The organism is Dactylosporangium sp. NPDC049525 (genome assembly GCF_040676755.1).
Classification (GTDB): Bacteria; Actinomycetota; Actinomycetes; order Mycobacteriales; family Micromonosporaceae; genus Dactylosporangium.
On record NZ_JBFAPO010000029.1, the window covers coordinates 115,868 to 131,880 of the forward strand.

General features: G+C 74.2%; 16 protein-coding genes. 4 read left to right on the top strand and 12 right to left on the bottom strand.

The genetic code is table 11. From position 1 onward, the window contains the following. The first annotated feature begins 13 nt into the window (after positions 1 to 13). Both AB0K00_RS33885 and AB0K00_RS33890 read left to right on the top strand, forming a co-directional pair. Complete coding sequence (locus AB0K00_RS33885; RefSeq protein ID WP_363528870.1) at positions 14 to 1,546, top strand: carboxylesterase family protein; 1,533 nt, start codon at positions 14 to 16, stop codon at positions 1,544 to 1,546. Between the two features lie 16 nt (positions 1,547 to 1,562). Then, complete coding sequence (locus AB0K00_RS33890) at positions 1,563 to 1,922, top strand: hypothetical protein (RefSeq protein WP_363528873.1); 360 nt, start codon at positions 1,563 to 1,565, stop codon at positions 1,920 to 1,922. A gap of 23 nt (positions 1,923 to 1,945) precedes the next feature. Here the strand turns inward: AB0K00_RS33890 and AB0K00_RS33895 are convergent, their stop codons facing one another. From AB0K00_RS33895 to AB0K00_RS33925, 7 genes are all read right to left on the bottom strand, one after another. Next, positions 1,946 to 2,860: an LLM class flavin-dependent oxidoreductase gene (locus AB0K00_RS33895; RefSeq protein ID WP_363528876.1), complete on the bottom strand. Its 915-nt coding sequence runs from the start codon at positions 2,858 to 2,860 to the stop codon at positions 1,946 to 1,948. Between the two features lie 48 nt (positions 2,861 to 2,908). After that, on the bottom strand, positions 2,909 to 3,940 hold the full coding sequence (locus AB0K00_RS33900; RefSeq protein WP_363528879.1) for a tetratricopeptide repeat protein: 1,032 nt from the start codon (positions 3,938 to 3,940) through the stop codon (positions 2,909 to 2,911). 35 nt (positions 3,941 to 3,975) lie between these two features. Next, on the bottom strand, positions 3,976 to 7,242 hold the full coding sequence (locus AB0K00_RS33905) for a tetratricopeptide repeat protein (RefSeq protein ID WP_363528882.1): 3,267 nt from the start codon (positions 7,240 to 7,242) through the stop codon (positions 3,976 to 3,978). 49 nt (positions 7,243 to 7,291) lie between these two features. Then, positions 7,292 to 7,639 carry a CU044_2847 family protein gene (locus AB0K00_RS33910; RefSeq protein ID WP_363528884.1) on the bottom strand — a complete coding sequence of 116 codons (348 nt, stop codon included), beginning with the start codon at positions 7,637 to 7,639 and terminating at the stop codon, positions 7,292 to 7,294. A gap of 192 nt (positions 7,640 to 7,831) precedes the next feature. Then, complete coding sequence (locus AB0K00_RS33915) at positions 7,832 to 8,983, bottom strand: NAD(P)/FAD-dependent oxidoreductase (RefSeq protein WP_363528887.1); 1,152 nt, start codon at positions 8,981 to 8,983, stop codon at positions 7,832 to 7,834. A 95-nt stretch (positions 8,984 to 9,078) separates the two neighbouring features. Next, a complete protein-coding gene (locus AB0K00_RS33920) occupies positions 9,079 to 9,948 on the bottom strand; it encodes a SigB/SigF/SigG family RNA polymerase sigma factor (protein ID WP_363528890.1) in 870 nt (289 codons plus the stop codon). Between the two features lie 300 nt (positions 9,949 to 10,248). Then, on the bottom strand, positions 10,249 to 10,707 hold the full coding sequence (locus AB0K00_RS33925) for a DUF1963 domain-containing protein (RefSeq protein ID WP_363528893.1): 459 nt from the start codon (positions 10,705 to 10,707) through the stop codon (positions 10,249 to 10,251). Positions 10,708 to 10,872: 165 nt separating this feature from the next. Here AB0K00_RS33925 and AB0K00_RS33930 point away from each other — a divergent pair, with 165 nt between their 5' ends. Continuing rightward, the gene (locus AB0K00_RS33930) at positions 10,873 to 11,298 is read left to right on the top strand and encodes an MmcQ/YjbR family DNA-binding protein (protein WP_363528895.1); all 426 of its coding nucleotides are present in this window, start codon (positions 10,873 to 10,875) and stop codon (positions 11,296 to 11,298) included. A gap of 33 nt (positions 11,299 to 11,331) precedes the next feature. Beyond that, a complete protein-coding gene (locus tag AB0K00_RS33935; RefSeq protein ID WP_363528897.1) occupies positions 11,332 to 11,952 on the top strand; it encodes a hypothetical protein in 621 nt (206 codons plus the stop codon). A 78-nt stretch (positions 11,953 to 12,030) separates the two neighbouring features. On the opposite strand, the gene AB0K00_RS33940 is transcribed toward AB0K00_RS33935, so the two are convergent. From AB0K00_RS33940 to AB0K00_RS33960, 5 genes are all read right to left on the bottom strand, one after another. Then, on the bottom strand, positions 12,031 to 12,954 hold the full coding sequence (locus tag AB0K00_RS33940; RefSeq protein WP_363528900.1) for an acyltransferase domain-containing protein: 924 nt from the start codon (positions 12,952 to 12,954) through the stop codon (positions 12,031 to 12,033). Further along, positions 12,951 to 13,568, bottom strand: a complete 618-nt coding sequence (locus tag AB0K00_RS33945) for a malonate decarboxylase holo-ACP synthase (RefSeq protein ID WP_363528903.1) — start codon at positions 13,566 to 13,568, stop codon at positions 12,951 to 12,953. Before AB0K00_RS33945 ends, AB0K00_RS33940 begins: the two co-directional genes overlap by 4 nt. Further along, positions 13,565 to 15,328 carry a biotin-independent malonate decarboxylase subunit beta gene (locus AB0K00_RS33950; protein ID WP_363528906.1) on the bottom strand — a complete coding sequence of 588 codons (1,764 nt, stop codon included), beginning with the start codon at positions 15,326 to 15,328 and terminating at the stop codon, positions 13,565 to 13,567. Before AB0K00_RS33950 ends, AB0K00_RS33945 begins: the two co-directional genes overlap by 4 nt. Next, the gene (mdcC, locus tag AB0K00_RS33955; RefSeq protein ID WP_363528908.1) at positions 15,325 to 15,639 is read right to left on the bottom strand and encodes a malonate decarboxylase acyl carrier protein; all 315 of its coding nucleotides are present in this window, start codon (positions 15,637 to 15,639) and stop codon (positions 15,325 to 15,327) included. The genes AB0K00_RS33950 and mdcC overlap by 4 nt, the downstream gene beginning before the upstream one ends. A gap of 1 nt (position 15,640) precedes the next feature. After that, positions 15,641 to 16,013 (bottom strand): triphosphoribosyl-dephospho-CoA synthase (locus tag AB0K00_RS33960; RefSeq protein WP_363528911.1); only part of this gene is annotated, 373 nt, incomplete at its 5' end.

Below are 16,013 nucleotides of genomic sequence, written 5' to 3' on the forward strand. Positions count from 1 at the left end.
GAGGGAAGCCGTCGTGACCGTCACCGCAGCCAGGTCGTCGTCGCCCGCACCTGAGGTCCGCACGGCCGCGGGGGTGCTGCGCGGCAGCCGGGAGGCGGGCCTGGCGGTCTTCCGTGGCGTCCCGTACGCCGAGCCACCCGTCGGTGCGCTCCGGTTCGCCGCACCGCGGCCGGCGCGCGGCTGGACGGGGGTGCGGACAGCGGTCGCCTACGGCCCGCCGCCTCCGCAGCCCGGCCTGTTCAGCATGGGCGAGCTCACCCAGCAGACCGGCGACGACTGGCTGACGGTCAATGTCTGGTCGCCCGATCCGGGGCCCGGCGCCGGCCTGCCGGTGCTGGTGTGGATCCCCGGCGGCGCATACGCGATCGGCGCGTCCAGCCTCCCGGAGTTCGACGGCGGCCGGTTGGCGGCCGGCGGTGCCGTCGTGGTGACACTCAACTACCGGCTGGGCATCGAGGGTTTCGTGCAGCTCGACGGCGCCCCCGCCAACCGGGGCCTGCTCGACCAGGTCGCCGCGCTGGAGTGGGTGCGCGACAACATCCGGGCCTTCGGCGGCGACCCGGACCGGGTGACGGTCTTCGGACAGTCGGCCGGCGGTGGATCGATCGCCGCGCTGCTGGCCATGCCGCGGGCCGCGGGGCTCTTCGGCCGGGCCGTCGTGCAGAGCATGCCGGCACCGTTCTTCACCCCGCAGCTCGCCGCCGACATCGCCGCCGCGTGCGCCGCCGAGCTCGGGGTGCGACCCACGGCCGCCGCTCTGTCCACTGTGGACCCTTCGCTGCTGCCCGCCGCGGGCGACGCCGTCTTCGCGAAGATCGACCGGTGGAAGGACCGCTGGGGCCGGATCACGTACCGGCCGATCCCGTTCGCACCCGTCGTCGACGGCGACGTCCTGCCCGCCACCCCCTGGCAGGCCCTCGCGGCCGGCGCCGCCCGGGACGTCGACCTGCTCGCCGGCCACGTCCGCGACGAGCACCGCCTGTTCAGCCTCATCGACGGGGTGCTGGGCCAGGTGACCGACGAGCAGACCGAGGCGGCTCTGCAGGCCCTGGCGCCCGGCGCGGACGGCGCCCGCCGCTACCGCGAGGCGTTCCCGGCCGCCGGCCCGGAGGAGCTGTACGAGGTCGTCAACGCCGACTGGCTGTTCCGCATGCCGACGCTGCACCTCGCGCAGGCGCACGCCGCCGCCGGCGGCCGGACCTACCTCTACGAGGTGACGTGGCCCGCCCCGGGCTTCGGCGGCGGCCTCGGCGCCTGCCACGGCCTCGACGTGCCGCTCGTCTTCGGCAACCTGAGCAGCGGCCGGCCTGGCGCGCTGATCGGCGACACCCCCTCCGCGGAGGCGGAGGAGCTGTCCGCGTGGATCCGCGTCGCGTGGACGGCGTTCGCCGCCGGCGGCGACCCCGGCTGGCCCGCGTATGACGCGGGGCAGCGGCTCACCCAGGTTCTCGACGCCCAGCGGGTCGTCACGGCCTACCCTGAGGAGGCATCCGAGCGACTGTGGCGGGAGTACACCTTCCCGGCCCTGCCGCTCATCGACCGGTGAAGGCCCAGGAGGACACATGGCAGCGGGGCGTGTGCTGGTGATCGGTCTCGATCCGGTCCGGATCCCTGGCTGGGACCCGGCGCCGATCGTGGCCGGGATAGCCCGCGGGCAGGCCCGCTTCGCCGAGCTCGGCATCGAGGCCGACATGTGCCTGGTCGCGCCGGACGAGGACGCCGAGGCGGCCATCGTCGAGGCGCTGACCGGAAACGACTACGCCTGCGTGGTGGTCGGCGGCGGCATCCGCAAGCACGAACCGCTGCTCGAACTGTTCGAGCGGGTGGTCAACCTGGTGCACCAGCATGCGCCGGGCGCGGCGATCGCCTTCAACAGCACCCCCGACGACACCGCCGACGCCGCCCTGCGCTGGCTGCGGTAACCGCGCCGCCCCCGCAGGGTTGATCAGGGACCGCCTGGTGGATCACCGGGTGGTGCCGCCCGGAGGGTCAGTGCGTGGGTGAGGCGGTCCACGGAGCGCTCCGTCCTGGGCTCCAGCGCGACGATCAGCTCGTCGACGCCGAGCGTGGCGTACGCGTCGATGACGCGGGCCAGTTCCGCGGGCGGGCCGGTGAACGCGCCGTCGTCCGGGCTGACGCCGGGCTGGTCGGGGTCCGCGACCGTCACGCCCACCGTCACCCGCAGCGACTCCGCGGCGCGGCCCTCGTCGGCCAACGCCCGCGCCATCGCCGCGAGCCGTGACCGCAGCCGGTCATCGGGCGCGCCGTGCCAGGCGGTGTTCCACGCCTGGGCGTGCCGGGCGGCCAGCCGCAGCACACCGGGGCCGCCACCCGCGACCAGCAGCGGAATCCGCCGATCAGGCGGCGGCAGCAGCGCCGCGTCCCGCAGCCGGTGGAACGGGCCGGACCTGGTGACCGTGGCGCCGCCGAGCAGCCCACCGACGATCTCCAGCGTCTCCTCCAGCCGCGCGATGCGTGCGTCGCTCGGGAAGCCGTACGCGTCGAACTCCAGACCGGGTTGCCCGGCGCCGAGCCCGAGCACCAGCCGCCCGCCGCTGATCCCGTCGACCGTGGCCGCCATCTTCGCCAGCAGCGCCGGATGCCGGAACACCCCGCACGTGACGAGGGTGCCGACCGTCACCCGCCGGGTCGCCGCGGCCAGCGCGGACAGCGTCGTCCACGCCTCCAGCACCCCTTCCGGCGGCCGGTCCCCCGGCTCGCTGACGAAGTGGTCACAGATCCACACGGAGTCCAGCCCCGCGGCCTCCGCGTGCAGGGCCAGCGCGCGCACATCGGGCCAGCCCGGCATCCGGCCCGGCCCGTCCGACGCCGACATCGGCAGCGTCACACCAATCCGCACCGTCGCACGGTACCGGGCCACGCCTGCCGTGTCAGGAGCGGAGCTCAGTCAGGACGCGCGCTCATTGTCCACTTCGGACAGTGCGTAGGTGAGGGCGGCGTCGGCGGGCAGCGTGGCGCCTCGGCGCCGGAGCCGGTCGAGGTCGTCGGCGGGCAGGTGGGCGCCGAGCGTCGCGAGCGTCTCCTCGTACTGGGCGCGTTCGTCGGCCGGCCATTCGCCGCCCGCACGGTCCAGCTGCGCGGCGGCGAGGCCGTGCAGCGTCGCGGCCCGTTCGAACCGGCCGCGGGCCGCGGTGACGGCGGCCAGCCCGTTGAACATCCAGGCGGTCGCCATCGCGTCGGCCCGGCGCGCGCACAGGGTCAGGGCCTCCCGGGACAGCTCCTCGGCCCGGTCGAGGTTGCCGAGCTGCCGCTCGACCATGCTCAGGTTCGCCGACTCGACCCACACCACGAACTCGTCCCCACGCGACCGGCCCGTCGCCAACCTCGCCGCCATCACCTCCCGCGCCGCGGTGAGGTCTCCGGCCATCTGCAACGCCACGCCGAGCACGTGCAGCGCGCTGGACCGTCCCAGGTCCGCGTCGTCCAGCCCGGCCGTCACCGCCTCTGCCTGCCGCAGCAGCCGCACGGCCTCCTCTACGTCGGTGTTGATGGCGACCCGGGCGAGTCCGGCCAGCGCGAGCGCCTGCAGCGACGGGTCGCCGTCCCGCTCCCCCAGCGCCAACGAAGCCCGGAACCGTTGCTCCGCAAGCGCATACCTGCCCGCCCAGAAGACGAGGTAGCCGTGGTCGTACAGCGCCCGCGCCAACGTCACGCCGGTGACGGGCGTACCCTCCAGCGCCCGGTCGAACCAGGTGTCTCCTTCGCCGATCCGCTTCGTCGCGATCCAGAACGACACGAGCGCACTCGCGAGGCGGAAGGCGGTGCCGGGCAGGCCGGCCGCGGCGTACCAGTCCAGCGCCTCCCGCAGCTCGCCGTAGCGCGCCTCCAGCATCCGCTCGGCCTCGGGGTCCTGCCGGCGCCGCCGCCGTTGCGCGTCCTCGGCGAGCTCCAGCAACCCGGCCGCGATGTCGCCGTCCATGGCGGGCACGCTACCGGCGGCTGTCAACGCGACGCTTACTCCGGCTGGATCCTGCGCAGGCGACCGCGGTCCACCTCGAGGTCGGCGGCGTACGTCGGGTTGTCGGGGTGCTCGGCGACCAGGGCCCGGTCGATGTCGAACGCGTCCTGATAGTGGCGGCGCGCCTGGTCCAGATCTTCCCGGGCCGCGGCGAGATCGCCGAGCCTGGTGAGGACGACGGCCAGACTTCGGCGGTACGTGGCGTTGCCCGGATCCGCCTCGACCACCCGCTGGTGGATGGTATGCGCCTGCCGATAACCCTGGGCCGCCTCGTCGCCGCGCCCGGCATTGTGGTCCAGGTCCGCCAGCCGCTGCAGCGCGATCGCCACGTCACGGCGATAGACAAGGTTGCCCGGATCCAACCCGACCAGCTGCTGCGCGGCGGCCAGGTACCGGCGGAAGCCCCGGGCGGCATCGTCGCTGCGCCCGGCATCGAGGTCCAGGTCCGCCAGCCGCTGCACCGCGTAGGCGACGTCGCGGCGATAGGCGAGGTTGCCCGGATCCGAGTCGGCCACGTCCTGCGCGGCGGCCAGATATCGGCGGTATCCCTGGACGGCCTCGTCGCGCCGCCCCGCGCTGAGGTCCAGGTCCGCCAGCCGTTGCACGGTGATCGCCACGTCACGACGATGGGAAGGGTCACCCGGATCCGACTCGGCCACCTGCCGGTAGACCTCCTGCGCCTGGCGGTAACCCCGGACGGCGTCATCGCGGCGCCCGGCATCTCGGTCCAGGTCCGCCAGCCGCCGCACTGCGTGGGCGACGTCGCGGCGATAGGCGAGGTTGCCCGGATCCGAGTCGGCCACGTCCTGCGCGGCGGCCAGATATCGGCGGTATCCCTGGACGGCCTCGTCGCGCCGCCCCGCGCTGAGGTCCAGGTCCGCCAGCCGTTGCAGCGTGATCGCCACGCCGTGGCGGTAGGCAGGGTCGGCCGGGTCCGACTCGGCCACCTTCCGGTAGATCTCCTGCGCCTGCCGGAAACCCAGGGCGGCCTCGTCCCGGCGCCCCACGTCCCGGTCCAGGTCTGCCAGCGTCAGGTAGTCGATGGCGGTGTCGTGCAGGTGGACCACGCTGTCCGGGTGGGCCTCGGCCAGCGCGAGGTCGATGCGCAGCGCGGCACGGGCCAGCTGGATGGCGCTTTCGGACTGTCCCGTGTCGCGGGCCAGCTTGGTCAACACCGTGCAGGCGACGGCCGCGTCCCGCCGGCGGCCCGGCAGCGTCTCACCAGGGGCGGGGATTCGCGCCAGCATCTGCGGGGTGACATGCCGCAGGACGTTGTCGGCGACGCTGCGGTCCACGGCGCCGGTGTGGGCGGGGTCGGCGGCCTGGGCGGCGCGGGTCGCGAGGGCCGGCAACTGCTGCGGGATGGTCGTGTCCAGGAGCCGGCGGACGGTCGGCGAGGTCGCTCCCGCCCGGGCCAGGAGGTCCAGGCATGCGACGAGCTGCCGGTCGGACGGCAGGGCGAGCAGGTCGGTCAGCACGGACCCGGCGTCGTCGCCGAGGCCGGCCAGGACGGTGCCAGCGAGGTGTTCGCCGAGCCGGTCCGGGCGCAGCGGGTTGAGGTGGCGGGGGCCCGGCTGGAGCTGCGACCACCAGTCGACCAGCCGGGTGCGGACTGCGGCCTGCGCCGGGCCGTCGAGGGCGTGGTGGATCGACAGGAGCGCGTGGGCCTCGTCGGGGCTGTCGGCGCCGGCGATGGTGGCCGCGGCGGCGGCCCAGCTGGCCAGGTCCGGGTCGAGGTCGGGCATCGTGGCGGCCCAGTAGCGCTGCTCGTGTGCCAGGACCCGCTCCACCGGCGGCGTCGAGGTGTTGACGGTGGTGGTGTCGTCGGTCAGGACCCGGTCGAGGGCCTCGAAGAGGACGTCCAGCGGCCACCGGTACCGCTCGTGCGACAGGTCGGCCGCCGTCGCGACCGTGGGCACCTGCCAGGCCGTGGCGAACGCCGCCACCGACGTCCGGTAGAGCTGGTCCCGCTGGGACGTGCTGAGCGGCTGGGTGGCCTGGTCCGACTCCTGCCCGAGGTCGAGCAGGCTCTTGACCCGGGCGTTGGCGACCTCCCCGATCGCGTCCAGCGGGTCGGCGCGGCCACCGACGCGGGTACGGGTGACCAGCATCAGCCGGGCCGGGGCCAGCGGCGTCGCGGAGACCGCGAGGCGGGTCACGATCGCGGCGAGCCGCTGCGGGTCGACCGCCTCGACGTAGTCGACGACCAGCACCCGCGGGACCCGCGCGGCGAGGACCGGCGTGTCGGCGGGGACTGCGCCATCGGCCAGGGACAGCCAACCGGCCAGCCAGCCACGCTCGATCATCCGGCGGCACAGCTGGATCGCGAAGCGGGTCTTGCCGGAGCCGCCGACGCCGCGCACGACCAGCACCCCGAACGGGTCCGGCGTCTCGCACCACTCCTGCCGGACGCGTTCCAGTTCGGCGTTGCGGAACAGGTAGTCCACGACGCCGAAGTCAGCGCGCAGCAGGTCGGCCGGATCGGACCTGACGGTCTTGCGGAAGCGCGCCCACGGCTGCTCCACCAGGGCACCGGGCTCGACGATCGCGAGCACCGACAGCCACGGCGTGCGGTCCGAAAGCACGCTGGAGCGGTTGGTCGCCAGCAGTGCGTCCAGCATCGAGGACACATCGGCGCCGCCGGGCGCGGTGAACAGCTCGGGTGTGCCCAGAGCGGACACCGGCGACACGTAGCCACCCAGTTCGACGCCCGTGCCGCGGGTCGCCGACATCAGGCCGACGACGGTACCGACCCTCGGGGAAACCAGCGGCGCGCCGCTCAGCCCCGGTTTCGCCTCACCGGCCTTGAGCGTGATGAACCCGTCGCCCTCCACGCCCTCCACGACGAACGACGCGGGTGAGCCCGGCGGGTCCCGGCCCTCCTCCCGACGGGCGAAGCCCCATCCGGTCACCGTGTCGTCGGGCAGCACCGGCTCACGGCCCGCCCGGGCAGGCCAGCCGGCAATGTCGAGCGGCGCGATCGGGTGTACCCCACCCGCGGCGTCGAACCGCAGCACCGCCAGATCGGGGAACGGCCACAGTCCACCGAAGCGCGGCGGGGCCGAACGCAATGCCACCCGGGCCGGCCGCCCTTCGCCGGACGTCTCCAGCACGACGTCGTCCGCACCGGCCACGACATGAGCGCAGGTCAATGCCCAGCCGGGCGCGACGAGCACCCCGGAGCCCAGCGTGCGGCCCGCGGCGTCGCGGATCCGCACCACGAACGACTGCAACGCCGCCGTGTCCACCCGGACATCGACCACCGGCGTCACCATGGATGCTTCGATGCCACCTGACCGGTCGCCGTCATCATCACGGCGTCCCCGACGCTCCATCGGCGGCCGCGGTGTCCGCCGCCGGCTCAGCCTTCCGCGTCCAGTTCAGCGTCACCTTCAGAGCGCCCTCGGCGCCGCCGCTGACCAGCAGGCCCGTGAGCCCGCCCTCTTTCACCTTCAGCGTCAGCGCGAACTCCACACTCGCCGAATCCGGGCGCACGACCTCCCAGGCCTGCACCAGCTCCGACGAGATCGCCTGGACCGTCTCACGCACCCCGTCGAAGGACAGCACCCGGTCCAGTGCGACGTTCGACGGGCCGGCCGGCGCCTCCACCTCGGCGAAGAACTCCACCCCGTGCACCGATACCGGCACCACCTGCACCATGCCAGATCCCATACCTCTCAACCGACCGTTACCACCCGAACATAGTTGTCCACGCGTCCGGTCCGCTCAACCCCGACGGCAGGAACCTTGTCGTCATGCGGCCCAGCGATCGACGTTCGGTGATCGTGTCGCGCCGCCTCGCCGGGGCGGCTGCCGTGACAGCCGGGTTCGTCGGGCTGTTCGGCGGGATGGTCACCGTCGCGGGGCGTCGGGCTCCTGCTGGAGCGCGCCGGTGAAGAAGTCGATGAATCCGAAGGGTGCGCGGTCGCCGAGGCAGAGATCCAGGATCTGGTGCGCATCCGCGTACTCGGCCTCGCTGCGGGGGAACATCGCCGCCTCGTAGGCGGTGAGTGCCGCCTCGACGTCGCCGGGGTGCGCGGCGATGGCCAGCCCGAGTTCGGCGCCGTCGAGCATCGCCAGGTTCGCGCCCTCACCGGACGGCGGCATCAGGTGCGCGGCGTCACCGAGGAGCGTCACCCCGGGCACGCGGTCCCACCGGTGCCCGTCCGGGAGTGCGTGGATCATGCGCGGCACCGGTGCGGTCTCGCCGTCGGTGATCAGTGCGGTGAGCTCCGGCGCCCACCCGTCGAACTCGGCCGCGACCCGGGCGGCGGCGGCCGCGGCGGCGGTGAAGTCGATGGCGTTGACCCATTCGGCGGAGCGGTTCAGCTCGACGTACGTGTGGATGACGCCCCCTGCCTCGCGGTGCGCGACGATCCCCTGCCCCGGGGCGAGCGCGTACATCGCGCCACCGCCGACCGCCGTCGCGCTCGCGGTATGGTGCTCGTCAGCGTCGTGCAGGTAGGTCTCGACGAAGGTCGTGCCGGTGTATTCGGGTGTCGCGTCCGACAGCAGCGGGCGGACCTTCGACCAGGCGCCGTCGGCACCGACGAGGAGTTCGGTGCGCACGGTCGATCCGTCGGCGAAGGTCAGCTCGGTGCGGCCGTCGCCGAGGGGCCGGACGCCGGTGAGCTTGCGTCCCCATTGGATCGTTCCCGCGGGCAGGGCGTCGATGAGGATCCGGCGCAGGTCCCCGCGGAGCACCTCGGGGCGCCCGGCCGTGCCCTCGTCGGGCTGGTCGAGCAGCACCTTCCCGTGCCGGTCGAGCACCCGCGCGGCCTCGCCGCCCGCGTGGATGATCGCGCGGAACTGCTCGGTGAGTCCGGCCGCCTCCAACGCGACCTGCCCGTTGTGCTCGTGGATGTCGAGCTGGCCGCCCTGCGTGCGGGCCTGCGCCGAGGGCTCCGCCTCGTAGATCGTCGCGGGAATGCCGTGCACGTGCAGGACCCGCGCGAGCGTGAGCCCGCCGAGACCCGCGCCGACGATCGTGACTGGCGTCATCATGTTCCCTCCAAGCCGACTGGAACGGCGTTCCATCAGCTCCATCGTGGAACAGCGTTCCAGCCGGTGTCAAGGTGATGTTCGGCGGCGCGCCGGGGTCAGTCGTTGACCAGTCCGCGGTACAGCGACCGCAGCGACTGTGCGAGCAGCCGCGACACGTGCATCTGGGACAGTCCGACCTCTACGGCGATCTGCGCCTGGGTGAGGTTGCCGAAGTACCGCAGCGCCACGATCCGCTGCTGACGGGCCGGGAGCCTGGACAGCAGCGCGCGCACCGCGTGGCGCTCCTCGGCCCGCTCCAGGTTGAGGTCCGGACCGCCAATGAGCTCGCCCAACTCGCCGGTGCCGTCCCCGCCGTTGATGGGCGCGTGCAACGACAGGAGCCGATATACGCGGGCCGCTTCGAGGCCCTCGATGATGGCGTCCTCGGCCAGGCCGAGGCGGCCGGCGAGGTCGGCGACGGTCGGCGAACGCCGCAGCTCGTGGGTGAGGTCCTCGAAGACCTCCCTGATGCGCAGCCGGGTCTCCTGGACGCGTCGCGGCACCCGCATACCCCAGCACAGGTCACGGAAATGCCGTTTGAGCTCCCCCACGATCATCGGGACGGCGTAGGACGGGAAGGCGACGCCGCGGCCGCTGTCGAACCCGTCCACCGACTTGAGCAGCGCGAGGTTCGCCACCTGGACCAGATCGTCGAAGGGCTCGCCCCGGTTGCGGAAACGCCTGGCGCAGTATCGCGCCAGCGGCAGGTACATCTCGACGAGCTGATCACGGACACCGGCCCGCTCCGGGTGCCCGTGCGGCAGTTCGGCCAGCAGCTTCAGCAGTGACCATGCGACCGCGTCGGACGCGCGCGTCGAGTCGCTGTGCCCGTCTTGGCCGGCCGCGCCCCGGGCACCGCTCGCGGACGGCCCGGCGGGTTCGGTGCGCTGGACCAGGGCGGACGGTGAAGTACACGAACCTGGCACGGACGACGCTCCTTGTCGACACGGCAGCGTGACCGGCAAGCGGCCGACGCGGTGCGGCGTCGGGCGTCGCCGAACAAGCTGCGCACGAAAAGGCGTCCGCGGGGTCTGGGCGGGCACCACTGCGGGTGGTCGCGGGCACGTATTGCATGCCGCAGCAAGGTCCGCGAAGCGTCCCCGCACCGCTGGCAGCGATACGTCGGTCCGGCGGTCGTCGGACCACCGGACCAGGTCCCACCGACCAGAATACTGCAACAGTGGCAGCGATCAGTGACCTTCGCGCGCCAACCACCCGGTCCCGCCTCAGGTGCACTGATACAGCAGCTGCGCCCGGTCGAGGTACTGCCACTTGTCCAGCAGCTGCTTCAGCTCCGGGCTCTCCTGCTCGAGCCGGGCGCGCAACGCCCAGAACGGCTCATCCCCGGTGGCGTCGTCCGGGAAGGTGAAGGTGACCGCTGGGTCGAGCCGGTATTCGCCCACCACCGGCGCCGGGGACTCCGCCGGGCGCAGCCCGCTCAGGTCGCGATGCACCAGCACCGCGTCGCCGCGGCTGTCGCCGTCGGTGAACAGCTGCACGACGCCGCCCCCGGCCGGCCACGGCAGCAGCCCCTCGAACCGCGAAGCGAGGTCGGTCAGGTTGAGCTGCAGCACGAACTGCAGCGGCGCCCCGTCGGAGGCGACCGGCCACGCCTGCCCCGGCGGCAGGTCCGGCACCCCGCCCAGCTTCGTCGACAGCACGGGCAACGCCTCGTCGACCGGCACCGCGGTCAGCGCCAGGGTGGGCCGGACGACCCGGCGATCACCGGCGCGTAGGCGGCAAGCTCCGCCGGCAGGCCCAGAGCAATTTCCATGGGCGCTCGATAACGACCGTCGTCCAGGCCTCCTTCGATACGCAGCTCCGGACGCTTCTAGTCTTACGCTGGGCGGGTGGCAGATGACGGAAGCCGGGCCGCCCGGATCGACGACGTGCACGAGCTGGCCGCGGGCATGCCGCATGTCACGGTCGAATACGGGACCGGCGACAACCCGGTGTACCAGGTGGGCGGAAAATCGTTCGTGTTCTTCCGCAATCCGCGGCCGGATGCGGTGGACCCCGACACCGGCGAGCGCTACCCGGACGTGATCGTCTTCTGGGTCGAGTCCGAGGTGGACAAGCAGGCGCTGGTGCAGGACGAGTCGACGCCGTTCTTCACCACCGCGCACTTCAACGGCCACCCGTCGGTGCTCGTGCGCGCCAGCCGGATCGGCGAGCTGACCCGCGACGAACTGGCCGAGGTCATCCAGGACGCGTGGCTGTCCCGCGCCTCGGCCCGCCGCGCGACCGCCTGGCTCAGCGCCCGCCGCGCGACCTGACCACACCATCCACCGGCCGACTACGCTGCCGGGATGGGGATCGATCGATCGCGCGGCCGGGTGATCGTGCTGATCGCGTTGGTGGTGGTCGTCGCCGGGGCGGTGACCGCTTGGGTGGTGCTGCGCGAGCGTGGGCCGCACGAGGAGTCCCAGGTGCCGGGCGGCCCGCATCCGTGGCGGGCGGTGTGCACCGAGCCCGGCACTGCCTACACCTCGGTCGCCGCCTACCAGGGCCCTGGCCCGCACCCGACGAACGTCGAGGTGTTCCGCGACGCCGGTGGCGGGGACGTCGTTCCCGACGACGGGTTGAGCGCCACCGTGCTGCCCTGGACGTTCGGTCCGGTCGACTACGCCGGAATCCAGCTCGTCGCCTGCGTGGTCCGGGTCGCCGCGGCCGGCGAGAGCGTCCGTGACTGCGCCTACGGTGGGTCCGGCAACGGCGCGAGCAAGACCGCCGCCATGCACCGCGCGACGTATGCGGTGACGCTGCGGGAGATCCGCACCCGCCGCGCCGTCGCGTCCGCCCGGATCGTCGGCGACGAGCTCCTCTGCCCGGCCGGGATCGGGGCCTTCGTCAACGACGTGTACTCGTGGCCGAGTGCGGCCCAGTGGGACGCGTCGTTCGGGCGGTACGTCACCGGCGCCGGCTCATGACGCCGCGACCGTGGCGTTCGTGCTCTCCTTGTGGCGCCGGCGGCGAGGATGCGCCGGTCCGGGGCCGGTTCCTCGGCTTCAGCCCGGCGGGTGCCGGAGCCGGTGCAGGGTGGCGGGGATGCCGAGGTCGTCGACCGCGACGCTGATGCTCCGCGGGTGTTCCCGGGTGGCGAGCGCGGACAGGACGTGCCCGGGTGGCACCTGCACGGTCGTGGTGATGCCGAGCTCGGGCATGAGGCGCACGATGTCGTGCCAGCGGACCGGGTGCTGGACGGCCTGTGCGAGGTCGTCGAGGACCGCGTCGGGGGCGTGCGCGACGCGGCGGCCGGTGGTGTTGGCGAAGTAGGCGCGCCGCTGCTCGCCGGGGGTCTCCCGGGCCAGCGCTTCCGCCACGGCGTGCGCCGTGCCGGCCTGCAGCGGGCCGTGTGAGGCGACGGTGACGGCGAGGTCGGTGAGGTCGCGGGCGCCCGCCTCCGGTGCGCGCCGCCGCAGCGTGCCGAGTGCGGCCCGGGTGCCGGCGACCACGATCTGGTCGGCGGCGTTGACGTTCGCGACCCACAGCGGATCGTCGCGGGTGGACACGTCGTCGATGAGGTGTTGTACGGCGACCCGCCCGAGCCCCCGTACCGCGGCCATCGCCCAGCTGCCTCGTGCGCAGGCGCGTTCCATGGCGGCGCCGCGGACCTGGAGCACACGGAGCGCGCCGGGCAGGTCCAGGACGCCGGCGAGGACGGCGGCGCCGAACGCGCCGGCGGAGTGCCCGGCGACGGCGTCGACCCGCAGGCCGTGGTCGTCGACGAGGGCTCGTGCGGTCGCGACCCCGGCGACGAGCAGGGCGAGCTGCGTGCCGGTCGTGGACCGCAACGCGGCCGCGGTGTCCAGCGTGGACAGCACCGGGAGGGCCTCGTCGCGGGTCCGGGCCGCCGCCGGCGAGGACGGCAGCCGCCGCAGCATCCCCGGGTGCTGCGCGCCCTGCCCGGGGAACAGCAGCGCGACGCTCACGGGGCACGGATCCGGGCCGGGTCGGCGAGGCAGGCGCCGCCGGCGGTGCGCAGCAGGACGCGGTCGGCGCCGGTGGCCAGTTCCGCGAGCGCGACCGCCCCGGCGGTGGTTTCGATCAGGCAGTCGACCCGCGCCGGGAGGGCCGGGAACGTGTCGAGGAGCTCGGCGGCCCAGTCGGCGCCGGGCAGCGGGTCGCAGCGCACGACGACGTCGAGGTCGCTCGCCGGGGTCGTGGTCGGCCGCCCGGTGGCCAGTTCGAACCCGACGCTGCCGACCGGCCCCCAGTCGTGGCCGAGGCCGTCCAGGGTCGGGCCGATCGCGCGCAGCGCCGCGAGCGCGGGGGTCCGGTCCGCGGAGGCGTCCCGGCCGGGCCGGAGCTGCTCCGGGCGGACGACGCGCTGCACGGCGTGCGTGGGCACCAGTGCGGCGTGCCGCTGATGCCTGGCCGGGCCCCGGACGCCGACGGCGACCTGCCCGTCGGGGGCGGTGCCGCGGCGCACGACGGCCCACGGCGCGCCGGCGAGGGACTCGGCCACCCACGCGGGTTCGGTGCCGATGAGCACCGCGCTCGGGTCGGCGAGCCGCACGAGGTCGTGGGTGCGGGTGGTGGTCATCGCCGGTTCCATTGGTCGGTGAGGGTGTCGCGGACCGCCCGGGACGCCTTGCGGACGGTTCTGGCCTGGTCGGAGTCGAGGCGGTTGGACAGGTCGGTGGGGCCGGTACGGGCGCGGGCGGCGGCGTCGTGGATCGCCTGCGCCACGCCGCGCACGTCCGCGGCGGAGGGGGCGTCGGCGTCGGTGACGGGCAGCAGGCCGTCGCAGAAGCCGAGGGTGGCCCATTGCCGCACGTCGTAGGACAGCGGCGGGACGGACTTCGCGAGCTCGTCGAGCTGCGCAAGGGTGCGCCGGGTGATGATCGCGGCGGCCTGCTTGTGCATGGCGTGGATCTCCACGCCGGGTGCGTCGAGGGCGAGGATCTGCGACGCCTGCAGGCCGTGGGCGAGGAACCCGCCGGACAGGGCCTGGCCGACGACGAGCGTGACGAGCGGGTGACCGGCGACGCGGGCGGCGTCGGCGGCGTCGACGGCGGCCGCGATCGCCTGGTACAGCCCCGTCATCTCCTCGATCCGGCCGTACGCCTGGCTGGGCAGGTCGACGACGGCGACGATCGCGCGCCGCGCATCCCGGTCCGCGTCCTCGGCGACGACGGCCCGGATCGTGCGGGCGAGAGCCGCGCACTCGGTGACGCCGACCTGGCCCTGCCTGGCCCGGTAGTACGGATTGCCGGGATCGGGGACGACCGCGAGGTACGTGGCGTCGGAGGTGTCGGCGCGCAGCACCGAGCCGATGACTGGCTGCGGCGTGGTGCCGGCGAGGGCGGCGATCCAGGTCCGTCCGCGTTCGCTGGGCCGCATCGTGGTGCGGGTGCCGGCGGTGTGCGTGTGACGGCCGGCCGGTACCGTGGCGCTGGGCACGTTGTAGGTGTCGCCCCACAGCTCCGGCAGCTGCCCGGGCGCGGGCGGGGCGGCGGGGTCGATGGTGGCCAGGCGGGCGTCGAGGACGTCGAGACGTTCGCTGCGGTGCCGGCCCGGTGCGGTGACGCCGGCGGCCACGGTGTCGCGGACCGCGTCGCGCAGCGCGTCGGCGTCGTCGATGACGAGGGCGTCGGCGAGGCCGGTCCGGCGGCGCTGCGCACCGCCGTCGACGGCCCAGATGAGGTCGTGGTCGGCGGCGTCGAACTCCTCGACCCCGGCTTCCTGTTCGATGACGGCGGGCCCGTTGAGGCCGATGCGCGCCTCAGGGGTGACGACGACCCGGGTGCAGAGGCCGGTGGCGATGCTCAGGCCGCCGAACGAGCCGACCGTCCCGGCGACCACCCCGATCACGGGTGCGAGCGGGCGCAGTTCGAGCAGCGCCGCGCAGATCTCGGCGACCGCGTTGAGACCCAGGTTGGCCTCCTGCAGCCGGACGCCGCCGGTCTCCAGCAGCAGCACGGCCGGCGTCGGGGTGCCGGCGCGGCTGTCGGCGGCGGCGAGCCGCAGCGCCTGGGCGATCTTCGCGCCGGACACCTCGCCGACACCGCCGCCCTGGAACGCCTGCTCGATGGAGATGACGACGGTGGGCGCGCCGCCGACGGTACCGCGGGCGACCACCACGCCGTCGTCGGACTGCGGGGTCACGTCCTGCGGTGCCAGCCACGGCGATTCGAGGCGTTCGAACGGGCCGCACAGCACGCGGGTGGTGCCGTCGTCCAGCAGCGCCACGGCGCGGGCGAGCGCGCCGAGCTCCAGGAAGCTGCGGCGGCGCAGCACCCGGTCCCAGTCGACGGCGGATCCGTTGCGGGCGGCGCCAAGCGCCTGCACCGTAGTGGTCATGATCCCTCCTCGCGGTGGCCGGCGGCGTGGGCGGCCTGCTGCAGCCGCAGTGTGACGAGGGCCGGCGTGGCGGCCGCGTCGTTGAGCTCCCAGGTGCCCTGGACGGGCGTACGGGCGAAGAACCGCTGCAGGGTGCTGCGCCAGACCTCGTCGAAACCCTCCACACTCGTTCGCACCCGAACGGTTGCGGTGTCCTCCGTGGCGGTGGCGGGTTCGAAGAGGACCTCGAGGTCGCCGGAGCCGACGACGCCGACGTGGGCCCGGCGCGCGGCGCGCACCGTCGCCGGGAACGTGAAGTGCAGCGTGCGCATGTCAGCGGTTCCCTTCCGCGAGGACAGCGGCGGCCGAGTCGAGGAAGACGGCCGCGGCGAGGACGTCGCCGCTCCCGCCCGGGGACAGCCCCCGGCGCCGGCAGAGCCGGTCGAGCCGGTCCAGGGCGGCGGCCCCGGCGGCCGTGCCGGACCCGCCGGCGTGCAGTACCGCGGCCGCACCGTCCCGCACGGCGCGCAGCCCGGCGGGTCCGGCCCGGTGCAGCAGGCACGTGTCCTCGAGGCGGCTCATCGAGGCGAGCAGCGCGTCGGTCCGGCCGGCGCGCCGCAGCACCGGCAGCGCGATCCGGACCGTGTGCGGGAAGCCGCGGCGGGCCTCCCCCATCGCGCCCGCCGCGCCGTACCGCAGCCGGGCC